Annotated in this window: 29 protein-coding genes and 1 pseudogene; 12 read left to right on the forward strand and 18 right to left on the reverse strand. The window is 58.3% G+C overall.

Going from position 1 to position 17,946, the window contains the following annotated elements; all coding sequences use genetic code 11:
* Positions 1–164: 164 nt before the first annotated feature.
* Together GQA94_RS23310 and GQA94_RS21970 are read left to right on the forward strand one after the other, a co-directional pair.
* Positions 165–611: a hypothetical protein gene (locus GQA94_RS23310; protein WP_199270181.1), complete on the forward strand. Its 447-nt coding sequence runs from the start codon at positions 165–167 to the stop codon at positions 609–611.
* A pseudogene (locus GQA94_RS21970) lies at positions 586–1,473 on the forward strand (S8 family serine peptidase); the annotation flags it as partial. The gene GQA94_RS23310 and the pseudogene GQA94_RS21970, both read left to right, overlap by 26 nt.
* A 13-nt stretch (positions 1,474–1,486) precedes the next feature.
* Here GQA94_RS21970 and GQA94_RS21975 read toward each other — a convergent pair.
* Positions 1,487–2,296: an inositol monophosphatase family protein gene (locus GQA94_RS21975; RefSeq protein ID WP_158190214.1), complete on the reverse strand. Its 810-nt coding sequence runs from the start codon at positions 2,294–2,296 to the stop codon at positions 1,487–1,489.
* A 470-nt stretch (positions 2,297–2,766) separates the two neighbouring features.
* Here GQA94_RS21975 and GQA94_RS21980 point away from each other — a divergent pair, with 470 nt between their 5' ends.
* From GQA94_RS21980 to GQA94_RS21995, 4 genes are all read left to right on the forward strand, one after another.
* Entirely contained in the window at positions 2,767–3,042 is a 276-nt protein-coding gene (locus tag GQA94_RS21980) for a hypothetical protein (protein ID WP_019406406.1), read from the forward strand.
* 88 nt (positions 3,043–3,130) lie between these two features.
* Complete coding sequence (locus tag GQA94_RS21985; RefSeq protein ID WP_063542781.1) at positions 3,131–3,472, forward strand: hypothetical protein; 342 nt, start codon at positions 3,131–3,133, stop codon at positions 3,470–3,472.
* Positions 3,473–3,725: 253 nt separating this feature from the next.
* Positions 3,726–4,055: a hypothetical protein gene (locus GQA94_RS21990; protein WP_125869313.1), complete on the forward strand. Its 330-nt coding sequence runs from the start codon at positions 3,726–3,728 to the stop codon at positions 4,053–4,055.
* Positions 4,056–4,143: 88 nt separating this feature from the next.
* Positions 4,144–4,449 carry a hypothetical protein gene (locus tag GQA94_RS21995; protein ID WP_100218732.1) on the forward strand — a complete coding sequence of 102 codons (306 nt, stop codon included), beginning with the start codon at positions 4,144–4,146 and terminating at the stop codon, positions 4,447–4,449.
* A gap of 117 nt (positions 4,450–4,566) precedes the next feature.
* On the opposite strand, the gene GQA94_RS22000 is transcribed toward GQA94_RS21995, so the two are convergent.
* The 7 genes from GQA94_RS22000 to GQA94_RS22030 form a co-directional block, all read right to left on the reverse strand.
* Positions 4,567–5,148, reverse strand: coding sequence for a DUF262 domain-containing protein (locus GQA94_RS22000; RefSeq protein WP_044316239.1), 582 nt, complete (start codon positions 5,146–5,148; stop codon positions 4,567–4,569).
* 62 nt (positions 5,149–5,210) lie between these two features.
* On the reverse strand, positions 5,211–5,411 hold the full coding sequence (locus GQA94_RS22005) for a hypothetical protein (RefSeq protein ID WP_019406410.1): 201 nt from the start codon (positions 5,409–5,411) through the stop codon (positions 5,211–5,213).
* Between the two features lie 119 nt (positions 5,412–5,530).
* Positions 5,531–5,938 (reverse strand): antitoxin Xre/MbcA/ParS toxin-binding domain-containing protein, encoded by a 408-nt coding sequence (locus GQA94_RS22010; RefSeq protein ID WP_019406411.1) that lies wholly within the window; start codon positions 5,936–5,938, stop codon positions 5,531–5,533.
* A 310-nt stretch (positions 5,939–6,248) separates the two neighbouring features.
* Positions 6,249–6,980, reverse strand: a complete 732-nt coding sequence (locus GQA94_RS22015; protein ID WP_158190215.1) for a hypothetical protein — start codon at positions 6,978–6,980, stop codon at positions 6,249–6,251.
* A gap of 66 nt (positions 6,981–7,046) precedes the next feature.
* The gene (locus GQA94_RS22020; RefSeq protein ID WP_158190216.1) at positions 7,047–7,589 is read right to left on the reverse strand and encodes a hypothetical protein; all 543 of its coding nucleotides are present in this window, start codon (positions 7,587–7,589) and stop codon (positions 7,047–7,049) included.
* Positions 7,590–7,606: 17 nt separating this feature from the next.
* Positions 7,607–8,140 carry a hypothetical protein gene (locus GQA94_RS22025; RefSeq protein WP_063541562.1) on the reverse strand — a complete coding sequence of 178 codons (534 nt, stop codon included), beginning with the start codon at positions 8,138–8,140 and terminating at the stop codon, positions 7,607–7,609.
* Positions 8,141–8,269: 129 nt separating this feature from the next.
* Positions 8,270–8,554, reverse strand: coding sequence for a hypothetical protein (locus GQA94_RS22030; protein WP_158190217.1), 285 nt, complete (start codon positions 8,552–8,554; stop codon positions 8,270–8,272).
* Positions 8,555–8,770: 216 nt separating this feature from the next.
* On the opposite strand from GQA94_RS22030, the gene GQA94_RS22035 reads away from it, so the two are divergent.
* Positions 8,771–9,034 (forward strand): hypothetical protein, encoded by a 264-nt coding sequence (locus tag GQA94_RS22035; RefSeq protein WP_019406416.1) that lies wholly within the window; start codon positions 8,771–8,773, stop codon positions 9,032–9,034.
* A 48-nt stretch (positions 9,035–9,082) separates the two neighbouring features.
* On the opposite strand, the gene GQA94_RS22040 is transcribed toward GQA94_RS22035, so the two are convergent.
* The 7 genes from GQA94_RS22040 to GQA94_RS22070 form a co-directional block, all read right to left on the reverse strand.
* Complete coding sequence (locus GQA94_RS22040) at positions 9,083–9,352, reverse strand: hypothetical protein (RefSeq protein WP_019406417.1); 270 nt, start codon at positions 9,350–9,352, stop codon at positions 9,083–9,085.
* Positions 9,353–9,433: 81 nt separating this feature from the next.
* Positions 9,434–9,874 (reverse strand): hypothetical protein, encoded by a 441-nt coding sequence (locus tag GQA94_RS22045; RefSeq protein WP_019406418.1) that lies wholly within the window; start codon positions 9,872–9,874, stop codon positions 9,434–9,436.
* On the reverse strand, positions 9,871–10,293 hold the full coding sequence (locus tag GQA94_RS22050) for a hypothetical protein (protein ID WP_040138019.1): 423 nt from the start codon (positions 10,291–10,293) through the stop codon (positions 9,871–9,873). The genes GQA94_RS22045 and GQA94_RS22050 overlap by 4 nt, the downstream gene beginning before the upstream one ends.
* On the reverse strand, positions 10,290–10,547 hold the full coding sequence (locus GQA94_RS22055; RefSeq protein ID WP_040138021.1) for a hypothetical protein: 258 nt from the start codon (positions 10,545–10,547) through the stop codon (positions 10,290–10,292). Before GQA94_RS22055 ends, GQA94_RS22050 begins: the two co-directional genes overlap by 4 nt.
* Positions 10,548–10,969: 422 nt before the next feature.
* On the reverse strand, positions 10,970–11,383 hold the full coding sequence (locus GQA94_RS22060) for a hypothetical protein (RefSeq protein WP_044316241.1): 414 nt from the start codon (positions 11,381–11,383) through the stop codon (positions 10,970–10,972).
* Between the two features lie 83 nt (positions 11,384–11,466).
* Entirely contained in the window at positions 11,467–11,718 is a 252-nt protein-coding gene (locus tag GQA94_RS22065) for a hypothetical protein (RefSeq protein WP_044316242.1), read from the reverse strand.
* A 307-nt stretch (positions 11,719–12,025) separates the two neighbouring features.
* On the reverse strand, positions 12,026–12,400 hold the full coding sequence (locus GQA94_RS22070) for a hypothetical protein (protein WP_040138028.1): 375 nt from the start codon (positions 12,398–12,400) through the stop codon (positions 12,026–12,028).
* A gap of 209 nt (positions 12,401–12,609) precedes the next feature.
* Between GQA94_RS22070 and GQA94_RS22075 the strand changes: the two genes are divergently transcribed.
* Both GQA94_RS22075 and GQA94_RS22080 read left to right on the forward strand, forming a co-directional pair.
* On the forward strand, positions 12,610–12,897 hold the full coding sequence (locus GQA94_RS22075) for a hypothetical protein (RefSeq protein ID WP_040138030.1): 288 nt from the start codon (positions 12,610–12,612) through the stop codon (positions 12,895–12,897).
* Between the two features lie 31 nt (positions 12,898–12,928).
* The gene (locus GQA94_RS22080) at positions 12,929–14,176 is read left to right on the forward strand and encodes a DUF1173 family protein (protein ID WP_063542345.1); all 1,248 of its coding nucleotides are present in this window, start codon (positions 12,929–12,931) and stop codon (positions 14,174–14,176) included.
* 106 nt (positions 14,177–14,282) lie between these two features.
* Here GQA94_RS22080 and GQA94_RS23550 read toward each other — a convergent pair whose 3' ends face one another.
* The 3 genes from GQA94_RS23550 to GQA94_RS22090 form a co-directional block, all read right to left on the reverse strand.
* Positions 14,283–14,414 carry a hypothetical protein gene (locus GQA94_RS23550; RefSeq protein ID WP_256371966.1) on the reverse strand — a complete coding sequence of 44 codons (132 nt, stop codon included), beginning with the start codon at positions 14,412–14,414 and terminating at the stop codon, positions 14,283–14,285.
* A gap of 223 nt (positions 14,415–14,637) precedes the next feature.
* Complete coding sequence (locus GQA94_RS22085; protein WP_141239064.1) at positions 14,638–14,988, reverse strand: hypothetical protein; 351 nt, start codon at positions 14,986–14,988, stop codon at positions 14,638–14,640.
* 72 nt (positions 14,989–15,060) lie between these two features.
* Positions 15,061–16,215, reverse strand: a complete 1,155-nt coding sequence (locus tag GQA94_RS22090) for a phosphoadenosine phosphosulfate reductase family protein (RefSeq protein ID WP_044316244.1) — start codon at positions 16,213–16,215, stop codon at positions 15,061–15,063.
* A gap of 257 nt (positions 16,216–16,472) precedes the next feature.
* On the opposite strand from GQA94_RS22090, the gene GQA94_RS22095 reads away from it, so the two are divergent.
* The 3 genes from GQA94_RS22095 to GQA94_RS22105 are packed head-to-tail and all read left to right on the forward strand — an operon-like array spanning position 16,473 to position 17,922.
* Positions 16,473–17,177, forward strand: coding sequence for a DUF551 domain-containing protein (locus tag GQA94_RS22095; protein WP_125869316.1), 705 nt, complete (start codon positions 16,473–16,475; stop codon positions 17,175–17,177).
* Positions 17,174–17,689: a hypothetical protein gene (locus GQA94_RS22100; protein ID WP_019405861.1), complete on the forward strand. Its 516-nt coding sequence runs from the start codon at positions 17,174–17,176 to the stop codon at positions 17,687–17,689. Before GQA94_RS22095 ends, GQA94_RS22100 begins: the two co-directional genes overlap by 4 nt.
* Positions 17,659–17,922 carry a hypothetical protein gene (locus GQA94_RS22105; protein ID WP_125869317.1) on the forward strand — a complete coding sequence of 88 codons (264 nt, stop codon included), beginning with the start codon at positions 17,659–17,661 and terminating at the stop codon, positions 17,920–17,922. The genes GQA94_RS22100 and GQA94_RS22105 overlap by 31 nt, the downstream gene beginning before the upstream one ends.
* The last annotated feature ends 24 nt before the right edge of the window (positions 17,923–17,946 follow it).

Raw genomic sequence — 17,946 nt, forward strand, 5'->3', positions numbered from 1 at the left:
GGACGCAAAAAAGGCCCGGAGCAGCAACTCCGAGCCTTTTTCTAGATGACATAAGTACCTTCAACGCTTGTGAATTCTCAGCGTCCTTCTATCGGCTGTCAAGGCCGAGGGGCAGGTACTGCCTGCCGTTCAGCGCCCCGCCCACGGGGCACGAGGGAGTATGGATGAGAGTCAGGATTGAACCGCGCCTGCTGCGCGAGGCCGTGCGCCTGCACTATGGCACACGTCTATCAACACGCGAAATCGCTCATAGCACTGGGCTTTCGCGCAACAGCCTCAAGCGTTTGTGCCGCCACTTGGAAAGCATCGATCTCGATGTGGATCAATTAGCCGGCTGGAGCGACGAGCAGCTTTATGAGCGCTTGGGTATCAAGCCGTTCAACGGATTCCGCTTGAAAGCCTGTCCCGACTGGAACTGGGTGCATGCGGAAATGCGTAACCCCAGCGTCACCCTGGAACTGCTATGGCGTGAGTGGCGGGCTACCGAGCCAGACGGCATCGCCTATTCACAGTTCACGGCCAGCTATCGCAGTTTTGTGCAGCAGCAACCATTGGCAATGCGTCAGTTGCATCAGCCTGGCGACAAGGGGGCTGGGTGTACTGACGTTTAACCATGAGTTCGTGGGCAACACGATCTTCAAGGAAGTCAGCGGGACTAGTTTGGCTGCTCCCTACATCACCCATTTGGCCGGGCGCTTGCTGAACGAGTACCCCTTGGCCTCTGCGAATTTGCTCCGAGCAATGCTGGTAAATCAAGCCTCTCTGCCTGATGAGGTTGCTTCGACATTCTCTGAAGATTTTACGAACGCCTACAAAGCGGACAAAAGTACGCTGCATCGTGAAGTGGCGAGGGATGTAGCCGGCTACGGAGAGGTGAATGAGGGTGACCTCTTTCGCTCATCAGATAACGCCGTCGTCCTGGTCTCGGAGCAGACTATCGAAAAGGACTCCTGCCAGTTTGTCGAATTGCCTTTGCCTCTTGACTTTCTACGCAAAAGCCTTGCTACCCGCGAGCTCACTGTCACGCTGGCGTATTCGCCTGCAGTTCGTACGACCAGGATCGAATATCTGGCGACCCAGATCAGTTATCGCCTAGTCAAAGGTGCATCTCTGGAAGAGGTCCAGAAGCACTTCAATCAAGCCGAAAAAGCGGATGTGGATTCGCGCAACGATGATGCAACAGGCAATCGTGAAATTACGGCTCAGCAGCGAAGCCGCGGCACCGTTCAGTCTTCACGCTGGACGTTCCGGCGGCGCAATCCCGATGAAAAATGGTTTGTAGTGGTGATCAGGCAAGATCGCGAGTGGAATCATCCAGACGTCTTGGAGAAAGAACCTTATGCACTGGTTGTGACGGTTGCTGACCGTGACAACGAAGATGCCCAGCTCTATGCCCAGATCCAGGCCGTGATTGCACAGCAGGCTGAGATTCGGGAGCGGCAACAGGCTGAGCGTCTGCAGGCCCGACGGTAGTCACGATGGAGCCTCATGACTGCTGGAACAAGCGGCTCCAATCCCTGGTGGCGAGCTCGCGACACGCCTGTGGCGCTCCACCAAAGCAACGCGAGCAAACCTCCCTCATCCGGTCTTCGGATTCATAAGAGACCGGTTCACCATCCTGATTAAGTAGCACGCCACCCGCACCGATTAGCAACGCGTGTCCTCCGACCACATCGTGGGCGGACACGGGGACTAAAGATGTACCAACCAGAGCATCACCTGCAGCAGCGCGGGCAAGACGATAGGCTACGCTGGGCATCGGTATGAACTCTGCTGGGGCACAGAGCTCTGCGTTGAGCTCTGGTTTGCCGGCGGCGGCAGTGCTCACCAGCACTGCACTACCAGGCTCCAGCGTTAATTGGCCGAGTGGAGCGTGAACTGATTGCCCGTTACGCATCAGCCCCGTTTGCCCCTCTGCCCAATAGATACAGTCCTCACCGAGATCTAGCGTTATCGGTGCGTAAACGACCCCGAGAATTGGTTTTGCATTATGGAGGAGCCCAACTGAAATCGCAGAACCAGGGATTTTCTGCAAGAAATCTCGCGTCCCATCATTCGGGTCAACTACCCAGCAGAACTCATGGCCCGCCATGTGGGAACCGGTTTCCTCGCCCCAGAAGTCACAATCCAGAAGATTGAGTAACTCCAAACGTAGCTGAACTTCAATCTGAGAATCGATAACTGCCTTGTCCCCGTGTCCTCTAGGGCCACCGGTGCGATGCCATTCAGCGGACAACAGTTCGCCGGCACGACGAACCCTGTCGACCGCAGGGTTGAGCAAGTCCAAGACGTTCATACGGTCCCCTTGCATTTGTCGATCAACTCTTGAAGATTAATCGCTTTTGCCCAAAATGCTTTTGGAGCGGAGTCCGATGGTCGGGAAGACAAAAACTTGATTATTCTTGGCCGCTGAGCGATCACTCGCGCGGCCGCTGGCAAGCTTGTGTCAATCTATATTGTTTGCATGATCTGCTCGTATTCGATACAGGCCATGGCGTGTGTCAAACTATATTGTCGGAGTTAGGGTTGAAGAGAACGCTCAAGCCCAGTGTTTCCAGGGGCTATTGTGTCAAACTATATTCTTGCCAGCTACGTCCTCCGGCTATGTCGAGGGGGCTTGCCTCATCAGCGCCGAGGACAGTCAGGCTTGGGTCAATGAAATGGAATGCGTCGGCATGGCAATCCAGCAAGTACCTATGGCCGAGGCCAAGAAGATGCTTTTTACCCAAGCTCCACAAGCCACTCTTGAGGCATAGGAAATCGGACATGGCCACGCTGACCTTGGCCCTCAAGGGTGAGTACTTCGACGCGATCAAGGCAGGCAACAAGCCAGAGGAATTCCGGCTGCGGACGCCGTACTGGCGCAAGCGTCTGGAGGGCCGTATTTATGACCGCATTGAACTGACGAAGGGCTACCCAGCACGCGCCGATGAAACGCGCCGGCTGTCTCTGCCCTGGAAAGGATACCGCGTGACTACTATCACGCATCCACACTTCGGCGCAGAGCCGGTCGAGGTGTTCGCAATCAACGTAAAGCTGTAGGAAAACTACCGCCGATCATCAGCCCGCTGCGTGCGGGCTTTGGCAGTACCAGGGCGCGTTTTTCGCGTCCGCGAAATCGAGATTAGGTATGAGCGATCAGACAAAACACTTGGCGGGAATTCTCATTTTCACCGGCCAGGTAGCAACCGCCATCCGCATGTACACCGCATACAACCAAAGCGGCAGCGATCTGGAAGAATTCGCACCTGAAGACGTTATGTTCCTCTCGGATACGTTAATCAGCTTTGAATTCATGGGCGAATACCTTGCTGCTGGTAATGTCTCGAAGGTCATCAGCTACTGCGACAGCATTGCTCAGTCCCTGAAAACATACATAGGCAAACCGGCGTTTGTGCGCAATCCAACGGTGAATTTGCAGGCCGCGATTAATCACCTTGCGGCGCTGAAATCGACGTTTACGGGGTTGTAAGCCGGAATCCCCGAAAATTCTGTCGGAAAAGGTCGCAGGCGAAGTTTCCGGCTGCTGAGACTATCCGACATGGTTTGTCGCGCATGTTCTGGCTGTGCAAGCCGGGGATTTCAGCCAATGGCGTACCAGTGCCGTAAAACAACTGTTTAGCGACGACCCGCACCAATACTGGCTTTGCCAGCTTGCCGGAAAAATCGGGGGTTCCGGCTTGGAACCCCTTTACCGAACAGCTCGCCAGTTGAGGGAAAACGCCATGTCACCAGCAAAGCCTGAGCAGCAGCACCAAGAAGCGGCTAAGCAGTTCTTAGCGAATAATCTAAGCGCCCTGTGCCAAGAACTGTATGCCTGGAAATGTCGGCAGGAGCTGCCGCCAGGTGGCTTCTTTCATAGGCTCACCGTCCTCTGCGATGTGTATGTGGTCAGTGACGATGAATACGGAGCTGCCCGTGAAGCAGAAATGCTCATTGAACAGGCTGCTTTGCTCTATGGTGCTGGCTCGCACTCATCCCCAGAAGAAACCCATGAACAACTGCGGCGCGGGCTGTATATCAGCCTTGGTCCAGTACCACCAAGGGGACTTTAGGAAAACCATTACCAGTCAGCAGGTCGGGCTTCGATTAGCGTGTAGCGGCAATTGGCCGTTCCAACCGAACCGAGTAGGTAGACAAAGCATGGAAATGAAATTCCGCACCACATCCGGCGCAATCGTCAATGCCAACCCTTTGGCTGATTCCCCCGGCCCCGTGAGCCTTCCTGATCCGGGTGCTGAGCGTGGCGTAGGCCAGGTGGAGCCCGCGCATCTTCTGCGCAAGCAGATCGAGCGCGTGATTCGTGAATATGGTGCTGATCCAACGGAAGCCGCACTAGCCGTCTGCGTCGTCCTCGATGGGAAACTGGGGCTGGCTGAGGATGGCTACTTCGACGATGACGAAACCGTGCTTAACGCGATACTGGCCAAAGACCAGGCCGACGACTGAACTGTCCATCTAACCGCGTCGCCGAACAGCGCTTCTGCGAACCGACGCCCATCTGTGCGAGCGAGTCGGGATTACCGGCGCTCCACTACATAAAGCGCCTGAGCTGAAGCCACTTGGTTAGCCAGTCGCGCCGTCAGTTTGGGCCTCGGCCAGCAGGGCGCGCACGCGGGCAATTTCCTCTGCGCTATGAGGCGTTCCACCTGCGTTCAAGGCGAGGTACTGCGACAGCAGATCCGCACGCTTGGTGAAGCCGTGAATGGCCACCTTCATGCACATCCGCTTCGGGGAAAATTGGGTACCGGCTAGCTCGTTTGCAGTGAATCCGAACGGTTTGACATTGCCTTTGACGAACTCGGTAACAGCGGTGTAGCGCTGCAGGCCATCGTACTGCAGGCCAACCGGCAGATCCGACTCAGGATCAGGATCACCCCATTCCGAGCAATTGAACTGGATCAGAAATGCGCTGGTGGGGACTACAGCGCGGAGGCAGTTTTCAATGAAGTGGCGCTGCTGCTCGGCGGACCAAACATGGCCCCGCTGGAAATCCGGGCAAAGGTCTAGTCCACCATAATCTATGGCGAGTCTGGCCAATGAGCGCTCCAGGTCAAACCAGCGATAGTCGGCCTGCCACTTGGCCGCGTGCAGAGGCTGAATGATGCTGAGCAGGTGCTGCTCAAAGTCGGTAATTACACGAGACATGGTTCTTCCTGCGGATATTCCAGGCAAAGCGGGGAGCTTGAATTATGTCGAGATCGACCGATTCAGTCTTGTTCACAGAAGGAATCATAGGCCGACCCGACAGCATGCAAGAGGTGCCCCTTCGCCATCAGATCATCAACACGCAGCTTCAGCGCATCAGCCATCTGTTGCGCCGTCACATCCTCGCCGTCTTCACACCTGGAGCCGGAGACGCTGAAGGCGATGGTGTAAGCGTGATTGTAAGTGCGGGCTGCCTGAGTCATTACATGATTACCTGAGCTGTTTGGACTGAACTCAGATTCGCATGAAGCGCCGCTAACCCAAGCCCGAAAGAGGCCGGGCCAGCTTCGCAGTGGCCGCAGATGCTGCCCGGCAGAGCGGACTATCGGGCGCTTCGGATCAGGGAGACGGTCAGATGGGCCGCGCCGTTGTCGTGGTGAAATACTTCTGCGGGCCTGTGCCCGCCCAGCTGCTCGCTCGGAGTAGCAAGCCACTGATCAGCAGCTTCGGCATTGCCGAGAACCGCCTGCGCCAAAGCCAACACGAAAGCCAGCTCGAAGGCGACATAGCTTTCCTTCTGGCCCAAGCAGGCCCCCTTCGGGCGGATCTGGCGTGCATACGCAGCCAGGGGCCGACTGGCTGACAACTGATCGATCACCGACGCCGGCAGACCGTCGCCTACTGCGCGCAACACCTCCCTTTCAGGGATAGCCACCGAAAGGCCCGCAATGTCTTCGAGCCGCTTTCTGTAAGTGCGGTATGTCTGTGCATCAAATGCGATATCGAGCATGGTAAGGCGTCCCATCCAGAGAGATAACTTTCACTGGTATCGACAGCCTTGCGTTCAATCCGAAACAATTTCTTCAATGATCCGATAAGCGGCGAGCCTGCCTAGAACCGAGCAGGCGAGGGGGTCAAGAGATGGCCGCTCATATGCCACTATCAGCTGGGCCTTCCACTGAAGGCCAGAATACGCCGGATTAGCAGGCAAGCCTTGGCCAGCTGCCACTCGGGCAGCACGGTATGCACATTGCCATTCAGCTCTGGTACCACTGTAGCGCCCCAGGCTGGGTTTTCGTGGGAAGCACATGATGACACCCTCAGCAGCACGCAAATTTGCGAAGGGAGCCTTCGAGGGTCCCGGTCCAGATTGCCCCGGATTTCATGCCTTCTCCGTGATAGACATTGAACTGCTGGCCCACACGAATACCGTTGGGCACGCATGCACGATGCACAGTCGGGTGGCCTTCGATATCGAAATCCTGGTACCCGTGCTTGTCGCACACCAGGCGCGCGCTGAGCAGATGAGGGGGTAACTCGTTGCAGCGGGCCTTGTGCAGCAGCGCGCGGGCCTGCTCGGCAATCAGAGCACGTTCGGCCTTGGCCGCCTCGGTGCCCGATGCGTAGGTGAAGTCGCCAGGCGCTCCCGGCTCGTCGCGGCGCGGGTCGCACACGATCCGCCACTTTCCGTCCGCATAGTTGCGACTGACGCAGCCGCAACCTCCTTCCGGCCGCGCGATGTTCCAGACGTACCATCCGCCCTTACGCCACGCACTGAACATCGGCACCCAGTCGTCATCTTCGGCCAGCGCTTCGGTGAAGTCGAAGACTCGGCAGCAGATAACCCGTGCCGAGTCCGGGGCAAACAGAACGCTGTACTCAAGCAGGCTGGATTGTCCGTTACGCTCGGCCTGGACAAAGCGCACGAGCTTGGCTCCGTCTTCTCGCCACGGCTCGACGGCCGTATTGCGGTAGCCAAAGTCTGTTGTGCAGAACTGCGCTTCAGCAGCCGCCAGGCGGGCGGATTGAACAGTGATATCGGTGATGGTCATGGCGCTGTCCTGGGGAAGCGGGGGAGATGGCTTCAGGCTACGGCCAGGCCCGCAAAACCCAAGCTGCTAGGGCGGCTTCAAGCTGACATGCCTGCGCATCTTCCCAGGTCCGGCCATGTCCCATGTGGCCTTGGTACCGCCATCGGCCGGCTCAGCGCCCATCCCGAAAGTGAAGGCCAGCACATGCGTGCACTGCTCTGCCACGAGCCGGTTGCGTGCGAACATCGCTGCATAGCCTTTGCACTCGGCCTGGTAGGTGCATTGCGCGCCACCGAGGATCGCTTCCTGGATGTCGGCTAGCGTGTCTCGCCGGATCGCCCGGCTGAATTGCCTGTGGTAATGGTTTGCTGCACCGCCGCTGGTGCCATTGCCACCGGAAAAACTCGCCTCGAATGGCGCAGGAAGATGCAGTGTCAGGCTGGCGGATAAGCCCTCATTGAAGGCCCAGACTGCTGCATGATCGGCCCACGCAGCACCGCCAGAAACGAGATGGTCGCCGGGTCGCACATAGAACCTGACCGCACGGCAAATGAACTCCCAGTGGGAAATATCCATTGGGAATTGCTTATCGCGCCCTGCGGTGCCGATGACCGCGATCACCCGTTGCATGCCGGCGTGGTGCTCGGTCATCCCACAACGAACAGCGGGCCGGTGGGCGACTCCGTGCGTGTGAGCGTCACATCGTTCTCCAGGCGCAGCAGGATCTTGTCGCCCACTTTGAACAGCGAGAAGGCCATAGCATCATCGTCGAACGATACATGCACACAGGGAACCTCATCAGTTCCGGTCACGGGGTTGGTGTTGACCTCGGCCACGACAGAAATCATGTCATCCAAGGCGCCATCCATAGCGCCAACGGTTAGGTAAACCTGACCATTTACGCCTCGCTGGTCCTCGATGTCGATCTGATGCGTAGCCGGCTTGGCCTCACCCTCGCCGTAGGCTTGCCAGTGCTTGACCTGAACCGACTTGGGCGGGTGCATGGCAGCAAACTCCCAGACGCCGGGCTGCCCGTGGACCGCAGCGCCACGGACGAAGCGCACATCGAGGCTGCTGTACTCGGCCAGCAAATCTTCATCGGTCCCGTAGACGAGTCCGACAATCTTGTATCCATCCCTGGCTTGCTCGGGGGCGGTACCGAATTCGCAGATGACTGCCATGCTCGTATCCTCGCGGTGTGCTGGTTTAGATAGCCTCAGCTTCGCACGATGGCCCTAGAACCCAAGCCGCAGCCCCATGCACAAGAAAGGGGCCGAAGCCCCCATGTGCGTAGCGAATGAAAGTGTCGCCTATACCGGATATCCACCATTCTCGGCCCGGCGAACTGCGCTCTGCTCACGCTCCCAGGCGAAGTTGTCCTGTTCTTCTTCCCAAGAAGCCATTGCGGCGTCGTAGTCCGGCTGGAGCCGCGCCACCTCGGCGGTGAAGGCGTCATCCGCGATCTGATCCCATTCGCTGGCCCCTTCATCGTTGAGGGTGTCGCGCACGTTGTCGCGATAGTCCGCGACTTGACCTTGGTCCACGCCGATGCGTGCGGAGCGGATTGCAAAGTCGATTGCTTGCTTGCGGTCCATCATGCTGCCCCTGGTCCGGTGGATTAACGCCCGGCAAACCGAGCTGATGAACCTAATCTTCCCGCCGACCATTTGAATCCCAAGTGAGGATGTGCAGAACGAAAGATTGATTTTGCAGGACACGCGGCCGCTGCTGGTCGGCAGGTAGTGATGCCCCTATGCTGGCACTGGCGGCGTGGATTTCCTGCGCTGCCTGTTCACAAGCGAGGTAATGGCATGAAGAAAGAAGAGCTGTACGATCAGTTCGCAGCCAAGGCGGTCGATGCTGCGGCGCGAACGGCGTTCGAGATCGGCCTACAGCGTGGGCACGAGCAGGGATTTCAGGAAGGCTTTGAAGCCGGCACGCTGGTTGGGTTCGTGGCAGGGCTTGAGTCCGTGAAGGGTGCGATCTCAGACGGCACGCGCAATGGCTCCTCCGAATGCGCCCGCGTTCTGGAGAGTTACAAGCGGCTGGGTGTAACTGGCGACGATGAAGAGTGACAAAAAAACCCCGCCTCGGCGGGGTTTTTCTCGCCTCAGAACTAAGCGTCAGCAGAGACGGCAGGATTGGCGCAGATCACGGCCGTCAATGGCGGCATCAAGCACGTCCAGAGCGGCCATGCCGGTGCACCAGAGGTGGCTCGCGCGCTTTGCCATGTCCTCGATGGTTTCACGCACCTCGATCAAGTTCTTTGGCTCCGGCTCCATCCGTATGCGCTTGGTAGCTACAGCGAGGCGCACGGCCTCATCCAGGCCGTAATCCGCATAGGGATGCCGGATGACAGGCAAGGCGTCCAGGCTGGGAAGTGTGGCATTCATCTGCGAAACCTCGTTTTCAGCGATCTTTGCTGACTACCATAGCTCTGCACAGGGCAAACCCAAGGGCAGCAGTCATTAAGCTCAACCTTGATGGTCATCGGCAGTAACGCGCTCGATCTTGATACCAGCGCCGGTCAGCGTCGTGGGGGCGTCATAGGCAACACCCCCCATCTCAGGCCACTTGCGCGGCTCGCCAGCAGAAATTACCCCCTGAGAAATGGCGGAATCCCAGGCAAGACGGTGACGCATTTGCGTGAACATGTCCCAGAGCTGGTCGCCGGTCGCATGCCAGCCCACACCGCCACTCTGGTTGGGTGCCAAGCCCTGTGCGGGCTTGGTGATGGCCTCCACCGCACGGGTGAGTTCATAGCCGTTGATCATTTCGCCGTCGCGGTTGCGCAGGTAATCCAACGCCATATCCATCTGACCCATGACCAGCCGACTGCAGGTTTCGGTCGCCCGGCACAGCAACTGCAGCTGCTCGCGGGTGAGAGTGATCTGGTAGGTTTCGGCGGCGTTCACTTGGTTGTCCCGATCAGTGCGCCGGGGCCAACGGCGATCCAGTTTGCCGGTAGCGGATTGAGCGGGCAGGCGTCGCGCTGCACGTAGGAGTTCACGTCATAGGTGGTGCGCACCACATCCACATCGCCCCGGTGGAATGTGACCAGTATGCCGCACTCGTTCAGGTACAGCGTTTCGTTCTCTACGCCGTTGCTGAGGTTGAAACGGCCATGCCATAGGCCAGAAACGAGGGACTGCGCCTGTCCTGCCTTATCCACCCTGGAGAACTCAGTGTAGACCTTGGCTCCCGCCCCCTGATAGAACTGCACGTAATGTCCCGGCGCGACGGGGAAATCTACTCGGGGGAAGGGTTTGCTCTCTCCGCAACCGGCGAGAAGAACCGTCGCAAGCCCGATCACAGAAGAAAATACCCGCCTCACTGCAAGCTCCTTCCCTTTGCTCCACCCAAGCGCCGCATCCTGATGGCGCTGAGGATCACCGACACAACAGCGAATCCAAGCGCAATCAGCATAAGTGGGCGACTAGCTGCCAGCTGGCCGCCGATCTCAGCCATCGGCGAGCCAACGAATGAAAAGACAAGACCAACACCCGCGATCAGGGCGAGCGCGAACGCGGCCTTGATATTGATCATCAGCGCATCGATCTGCAGACGCTCGCTTTTTGACTTCCTCATAATCCATCTCCAACGTAAGCCGCTTACAGTGCATCAGGTTTAGGCATCTCGGCCCTGGGAACTTCGGCCATCGGCGCCCCGCATACTGCGCATAGGTAACCGCCGTTTGGGGCTCCTTTGAGCCCTTTAGTCGAAACACTTTCCCAGCAAGCAGAATATGGCTGATCGTTCTCGCTGGTTTTTTCTTCGCCTTGGTGACCGTTAGTGCAAGCGAAGTAGCGGTAGGTCCGCATCGTCATGGCTGTTTTCCCTCATTTACGGCCGGTGCGCTCGATGCTCAGCACGTCGCTGCCGGTCTTGGCAGTACACAGGGTTTGGGTCGGATCAGTCATGTCGATTATGGCTCCTTTCGAACAGGCGCCGCCGTAGTCCCGGTAGCAACCATGAGCGGGTGGTCCGCGCTAGAACGGACGCGCATGGCCTCACACTCCTTCGCGAGTCTTCCCGTGGTTGATCAACCGCCACTTGGCCATCGCAGACTCTTCGTCAACGGCGCTAAGTGCGCCAACAATCTCACGATTGCCCAGGTACTTGCGGATTTCATCCGCCGTCCCTTCCCAGGCCATGAGGTTGCCGGTGTAGTTGCTGAAGACTACGCAGTAGTTCTTCTCGGCAGCAATTGTCGCCGGGTGTGGCTCGCCAGTAACCACCCGGAGCGCGGCTCGTAGGTCAGCCAAGAGTTCCGCGATACCTTCCTGCTCCGCGTCATCCTCGAAGCCCTCAATGAACCGCTCAGCTTTATGCAGGGCTGACGTAACTACCGCTACCTCACCGGCTACATGGGTCGTGAATCGCGCCGATACAGGTTCGGCGTTCTGGCTGATTACTTCGTTCATGGTGTCTCCGTACTGAAGTGGCGGGCACTTCGATAATCGGTGTTGCGCTGAGAAACCCAACTTGGCGAGGCAATCCACCTGCCTTAAACGGCAATAACGCCTTCATGCACGAGCGCGTTGTAGGCAATACGCAGCAACGGCAGATGCTCAGCCACCGACATCTCGGTATCGAGTTCTTCATAGGCGTTGAGTCCTTCCCACCAGGCTTGGAAAGACTCGAATGTCGGGAAGCTGATTACTTCGTCATCGAGCATGGTGGTGATGCTGGCTTGCATCACTTCGAGGCTTGGCGCCGGCGTGTCGGAGCTGGGGAACTCCGTTGCCAACCGATCCATCGCTGCGCTGTACTGCTCTTCAAATTTGGAGTCACTGGCTTCTGCAGGCGGTGCTGCTGGCACCTCCTCGAAGAAATGCCGAATCGACAGAGGAACCTATGTCATGGTGTGCGGATAGCGGCAACCTACGAGTCCCTGTCCTGCCAACACAGATTGCGCGTGCATTTTCTCCGGGACGCTGCAGCTGGTTTTGATAGCGATAAGCGAATGACTCATGGGGCGGTTCCTCGGATCGGGGAAGAAGATGACCCCATGTTGTCAGTGACTGCCGAAATCCCAAGAATCCTCGCTCCGCGCCACTGGCGAGCTAGAAGGCCCCGGTCCAAAGACTCTGGTATCGACCGGCGTCGTACTCGGCCATCAGGGCGTCGGCGGTGACCTCCGACACGAGCACATCGCCGCAGATGCCGCGAGTGTGGTCCAGAAAGCGCAGGCCGAAGAGAGGGCGGTCGGTTACCGAGCATACATCCTGAGCGATTATTTTCGCCTCGATCTTCTGCCCCTCAGGGGAATAAGGGCGTTTCGTATTGAACGCCAGAAGCCAGGCGTGAATCTCTTCGGATTGAAGAACGCGCGGGTCGCCGGATTCAGACCAATATTCCCCCATAGTTGCGTTCCAGCTGTATGCGATGCCGTTGAGCTGAAGCTGCTCAAGACCGGGGATGTGTGTCTGACGTGCCATGTGGTAGCTCCTTCGAGAGTAGAGGCCTGATAGTGGCCCGCGCTCAGGAGAACCCAACTACCGCACTACTCACTCGCATTACCGTGACGCCAGGTCGTGCCTAAACCGACAACAATCCTGCAGGATTAGAGGATTATTGCGCTGAGGTTTCCCAGAGAATAAGCGAAGCCGAATTCCGTTCGGCCCAACTAATTCACTGGAGGAAGCCCATGCAACGCATTCTCATCGTGGCGGCTGTCGCCACGGCTACTGCACTGCTCGCCGGCTGCAGCGAGGACAAGACCACCGGCTATGCCTGCCTCGGGGCGGATAATGATTCCCTGGTCGAGACCATCGAAGAACACTGCAAGGCCGGCGACGCCATTGCGACCAAGCATCCCGCCTACTTCTGCGACTTCAACTATGCCGTTACCTACAACGGCTTCAACTCGGCGCTTTGCATTTACACAGGCCAGCAGGCCACTGAGCGCGTCCAGGCGGAAAAACCGGGGAGTTAATCTCCCCCTCAGTTGAAATCCGAGGCTTGCAATGGTCGATCATATCTTCCCCGTCCTGATCGGGGACAAACGGTACTCAAAGGAATTTCAGACTGCCGAACGCTTCGCCGCGCATTGGCAGCGCGTGTTGGCTCAACACTACGGCCATTCACACGGTACCTGCTGTTGTCCTGGAAGGGGTGACCGAAAGCTGGCAATCAAGCCTCGGGCGGGCACCTACCACCTGGCACGATTCCCCCTGACCGGGTACGAACACGCCAACGAATGCAGGTTCTATGCGCCTGCCCCCGAGCATTCCGGGATGAAGGGTTACGACAAGGGCGTGGTGGAGGAGGGGGATGATGGACAGCTGCGGATCAGGCTTGCACGCGGCATCAGGATTCTCCCGGCCAGGGAAGCGGCTGATGACAGCGAGCCTGCTCCTTCCCGCCCCGGTGCTCGCAAACCTGCGATGACTCTGCTGGGCCTTCTGCATCTGCTATGGCAGGAATCACGGCTGAATACGTGGTACCCGGCGATGGCAGGCAAGCGCAACGCATTGGTAGTGGGCAGTGCCCTTCGCCGAGCAGCTGAACGCGTCGCAACGGACAGGCTGACCATCGCTGATGTTCTGCTGGTGCCTGCGCGCAAGGATGGAAAAGGCGCACTGGCCAACCAACGGGTAGCCGCACAAGCGCTGGAACGAAAAAGGCGCCTGGTTGTGGTCGCGCCGCTTGCTCGGTACGACGCCCAGAAACACGGTGATGGGCTTGAAAAATTGCCGCTGAGCTGGCCGTTTGGAATGCCGACCCTGTACCTGCAGAAAGGGCAGTGGGGCCGGGTGCACCAGAGTTTCCGGCAGGAATTATCCGCTTGGATGCGAGGCGATACCGTCATGGCTATCGCCCACGTCGAGATGAAAGCCGGTGCCAAGAGCGCCTATGGCAAGATCCTGGACATTGCCCTGATGCACCTCTCTGAGCAGTGGATTCCACTCGATTCTGGGTTCGAGGCCGTTATCGAGTCGAAGCTGCGCGCCGAAGGTCGGGCATTTGAGAAGCCAATGCGGTTTGACGCCGACGAGGATTGCGTCTTCCCCGATTTCTGGCTGCTCGATGTTGACGCAAAATTCCCGATGGAGGTGTTTGGAATGGGCACGCCGGAGTACCTTCAGCGCAAGGCGGACAAGGTGAACCATTACAACAGCGAATACGGCCCGACTGCCTGGTGGAGCTGGAACGCGTACCGTGACCCCAGAGGTCTCCAGATCCCGGACTTTCCACTAGCGGACCGCCGATAAGGATGCTTGCGTCGCCGGGCCTGATGCGCGGTGAATATGCATGACGCAGTGGGTGGGTATGAACGTCTGACGGCAGCGGCATGTGTAAGCGCTGCTATCACGGCACTCACGAGGCGCCACTAGACCTGTGTGAATCCTCAACAGGAATGTCCCGGACATAGAAGGCAATGCCAGCGAAAATGGCTTGCAACACCGTCCAGATCACCAGTTGGGTGTCGGCGCTAAAGATATGAGGCATCTGCTCCCAATCCTCCCGCATCCAAAGCGTTACGCCCCCCAGCAGTAGGAATGTGATCGTGCACTTCTGATGATTGCCGCTGTAGCGGTGAACACAGGCCGCGATCACCGATACGAAAAAGAAGGTCCAAGTAATCATCCGGGTATTGGCCGCTCGAACTGGAATGGGCTGGACGCTATGGCCGTAAACGGAGGCTACAGCATCCCTGATCCATCAGAAACACTCATCGGGCCAGCGCGTGTAGGGCAAACATTTCACCGCACTGCTGGCGATAGCTCTCAAGCGTCATCGCTGGATCATCCTGACCGAGATCGTAGCCGACATTCTCCTCATACCAGGCTGACAATTCGGCTCGGTCCATCACGGCAAAATCGGGCGCCGCATCCGCCGCCGAAAGCTCATCCGCGAACGCGGTTTCCGTGGTTCCGTTCGGCAAGCTGATCGTGAACATCGACCCGACCTCTTCACGGTCGTATTCAGCTGGACTCAGAGGACCAACTACCGTGGCCACCACCGGCCCCGGCCCATCTGAATCAGTGCTGCTCCAGATAACACGAGAGTTGGGCTTGAACATGCTGCGTACCTCTGCGCAATGGTTTGGACGCGTTCAGCATCACTTCATCCTGCAGAAACCCAAGTGCCCGCCTCAGAAGCCGAACGCCGCCTGCTGCCCCCAGCTGTTGGCCTGACTGGAGTCGAACGCCAGATGGACCGGCACAGCAGGGGTGGCGTCGATACGTGTCCGCAGCAGCTCATCGTAGCGCTCAAGGATCGCGGCCGGATCAAGGTAGCCCGCTTGAACCCCTACGAGTCCTGCAACCGTATGCCGAACCTCAGCAAGCCGCTTCGCCTCGTCCATCGTCGGCAGGCGAGTGGGCCAGCCCTTTTGGTACTCCAACCCGAGGGGGATTTTTTTCTCTGCAATCTCGCGCAGTTGTGCCGCCCGCTTTGCAGCTTGAAGCCGATCTGCAAGCTCGCTGCCCAGCAGGTGTGGAGCGACATCGCCCAGCCAGTTGTTAGACTGGAATGCGAATGTTGAGCTGGCCTCAAGCTCGACCATCGTGCGGTAGATGTCCTGGTTGTCGGTGCATGTGGTGGACGCTTTCAGATCTGCCGCTGAGGACATGATGCAAAAAGCGCAGGAAACACGCGTCATCCCGTACCGGGTATAGGCCTCATGAAGCTCCAGGCCTCGCCGCGCAATCGCAGCCTTCACCTCATCGATCTTCCACTCGATCACCGGATTCCAGGTGAAACCTTGGGCGCCGCGCTGAGCAAGGCGTGGATCTGCCTTGGCAACGTCCGCTTTGCGGCGACCGGCGCTTTCTTCCCGGCGAATTCCGGTGACGTTGAGAATTTCCTGGCCTTTGAAACGCTTCTTGAGATAGCTGGCAATCACAGCGCTCTTCAGCTCTGAAGTGCAGAAACGCATGCTTGGAGTGCTCCAGGGCAGAATCAGCTTTGCGCACGAGAGGTTTTTATAGCGCTCAACGTTGTTGTTCCAGCGAGTCTGCCAGCGCTCCATCATCCCTCCCGCTTTACGCTCTACAACCACCACCTCCCAGCCCAGTCGTTCGCCCAGCGCGTGGCACTTGGGCAGGCTCTGCCGCCACTCCACTGATCCAAGGTCTGCGTGGATCAGTAGGCGCGCCCCGGTGTGACCGATACGGTCCAGATATTCGCTTGTGGCGATTGCGCAGGCGTCTGAGTCTTTGCCACCACTTACGCCGATGGCAACGACAGCGTTACGAGCCAGCATGTTTTCGACTTCGGGGGTTGTGGCGACGGCTGGGGATGACATTCGGCAGCTCCTGTTGCTTTGTTCATCCAGCATCTCGCGATCTGAATGAATCCCAAGCGTGGCCGCCAGCGCCTACCGCGAGCCAAGCGCTCGTCATCCACATCCTGGATGGGTAGATGCCGGTGGCGCTCGCAGCCGTAACCGGAAGCGCGAATGAGGTGATCCCGGCGCTGACGAAGTACGGCGACCGACAGAGCACTTGGGTACCTTCGAGCAGGTGAGACGCTATGCGTACCTACAACTCAAGGGGCTGCAGCATGACCACACAAGGCACACAACAACCAACCGAGCTGCTGGGCGAAACCTGTCTTGACGGCGGGAAATGCCATCATCGTTGCGAGCAGCGCTGTTTCCGGCGTGAATGCTGCTCTCCGTTCTCGACGTACAGCGGGCCGTGGGCCTACGAACATCCAGGCACAAAGTGGGCCGAGGCTCCATCGTCTAAGGCGCGGCAGGACCAGGGTGAGTTCGAGATTGATGGCATTCAGGTGCGCCGCAACGAGGTCGGAGACTGGGAGTATCTGTGCGAGGGGCACGGCTTCGATCCAGATACTTGGAACGCGTGCATCGATATCTTTGGGCCATTCGGTGGCAGCGGGGTAGAGCGGCTGCTGAATGCCTACGCAGACCTTCTCGCTAAGCAAGCGCCAGAAGAGGTAATTGAGCCCATGGACACCCTGCCTGAGCAGAACCACGCATTCCATCGGGACGCAGGGGGATGGATCAACGTCGCTGATCGTCTGCCTGAGCGTGACGCTGGCACGGTCTGGTGCTACGGCACATACGAAGGTCAGCATGCAGTGTGTGGGTTTGAGGGGCTGTACCGCGACGGGAAATGGTTCTGCCTGAACAACGGCGATTATATCGACGGTGGATACGGCGCTGACTACCAGGCGAAGGTAGCGTTCTGGATGCCGCTTCCAGCAGAGCCGAACGAGGATACCAAGGGAGCCGACGCATGAATCCGCGCATCTTGAAGAAGCTAAGCAAGCGCGTGGCCGTCCACGCGAAAGCGCTCGGCTACAGCATCGATCTGGACGGGCCGTGCGCGGCCTACCACACCCCTAAGCGGGCGAGTCGGAAACCCTCCCACCGCTCACGGTACCGTCACCGGGAAGGCTCGTTGCGCTTGGGCGACATGCTGACACCCAAGCGCACGGCATTTTTCTGCTGGACCGACTACGGCCCAGACGGAGGGGAAGGAGATGGCGATATCGCCTGGTCGCACGCAGCTCGGATTGTTCGGGAAGAGCTACAATCCAATGCGTTGGACTGGTCGCATCCATGCGTAGAAGATGGCGCTTACCCTCCCTACGTTGACGGAAAGCCGCCGAAGCTTCCACGCAATACCTGGTCCATGCTTCGTGCCATCGAGCATAAAGTGCTTGTGGAGAAGGAGCGCCAAGCTCTCAAAATGCTTCGGTATCAGCGCATGAGAGACGAATGGCGACAGGCAGCAGCGAGGGAAAAATGATCTGCTTTGTTACTGATGTGAATGCTGGCGAGCCTGACATTCTGGTGACCATCGCCAACGGTCCCTTGGAGATCTGCGATCTGCGGGGAACGCGGATTCATGCTGAGCCGGCTCCTGCATCTGGCTGGACACATGAGGCGTTGCTTGCCATAGCCGGCTTACTGAAAGACCGCACCCAGGATGGTGCAGATGCTTTCATAGCCGGCGAATGGGTAGGAAGCACGGAAGTCTAAAACTGACAACAATCGTGTCAGATA

Origin of the sequence: Stutzerimonas stutzeri (genome assembly GCF_009789555.1) — a bacterium.
Lineage (GTDB): Bacteria > Pseudomonadota > Gammaproteobacteria > Pseudomonadales > Pseudomonadaceae > Stutzerimonas > Stutzerimonas stutzeri_R.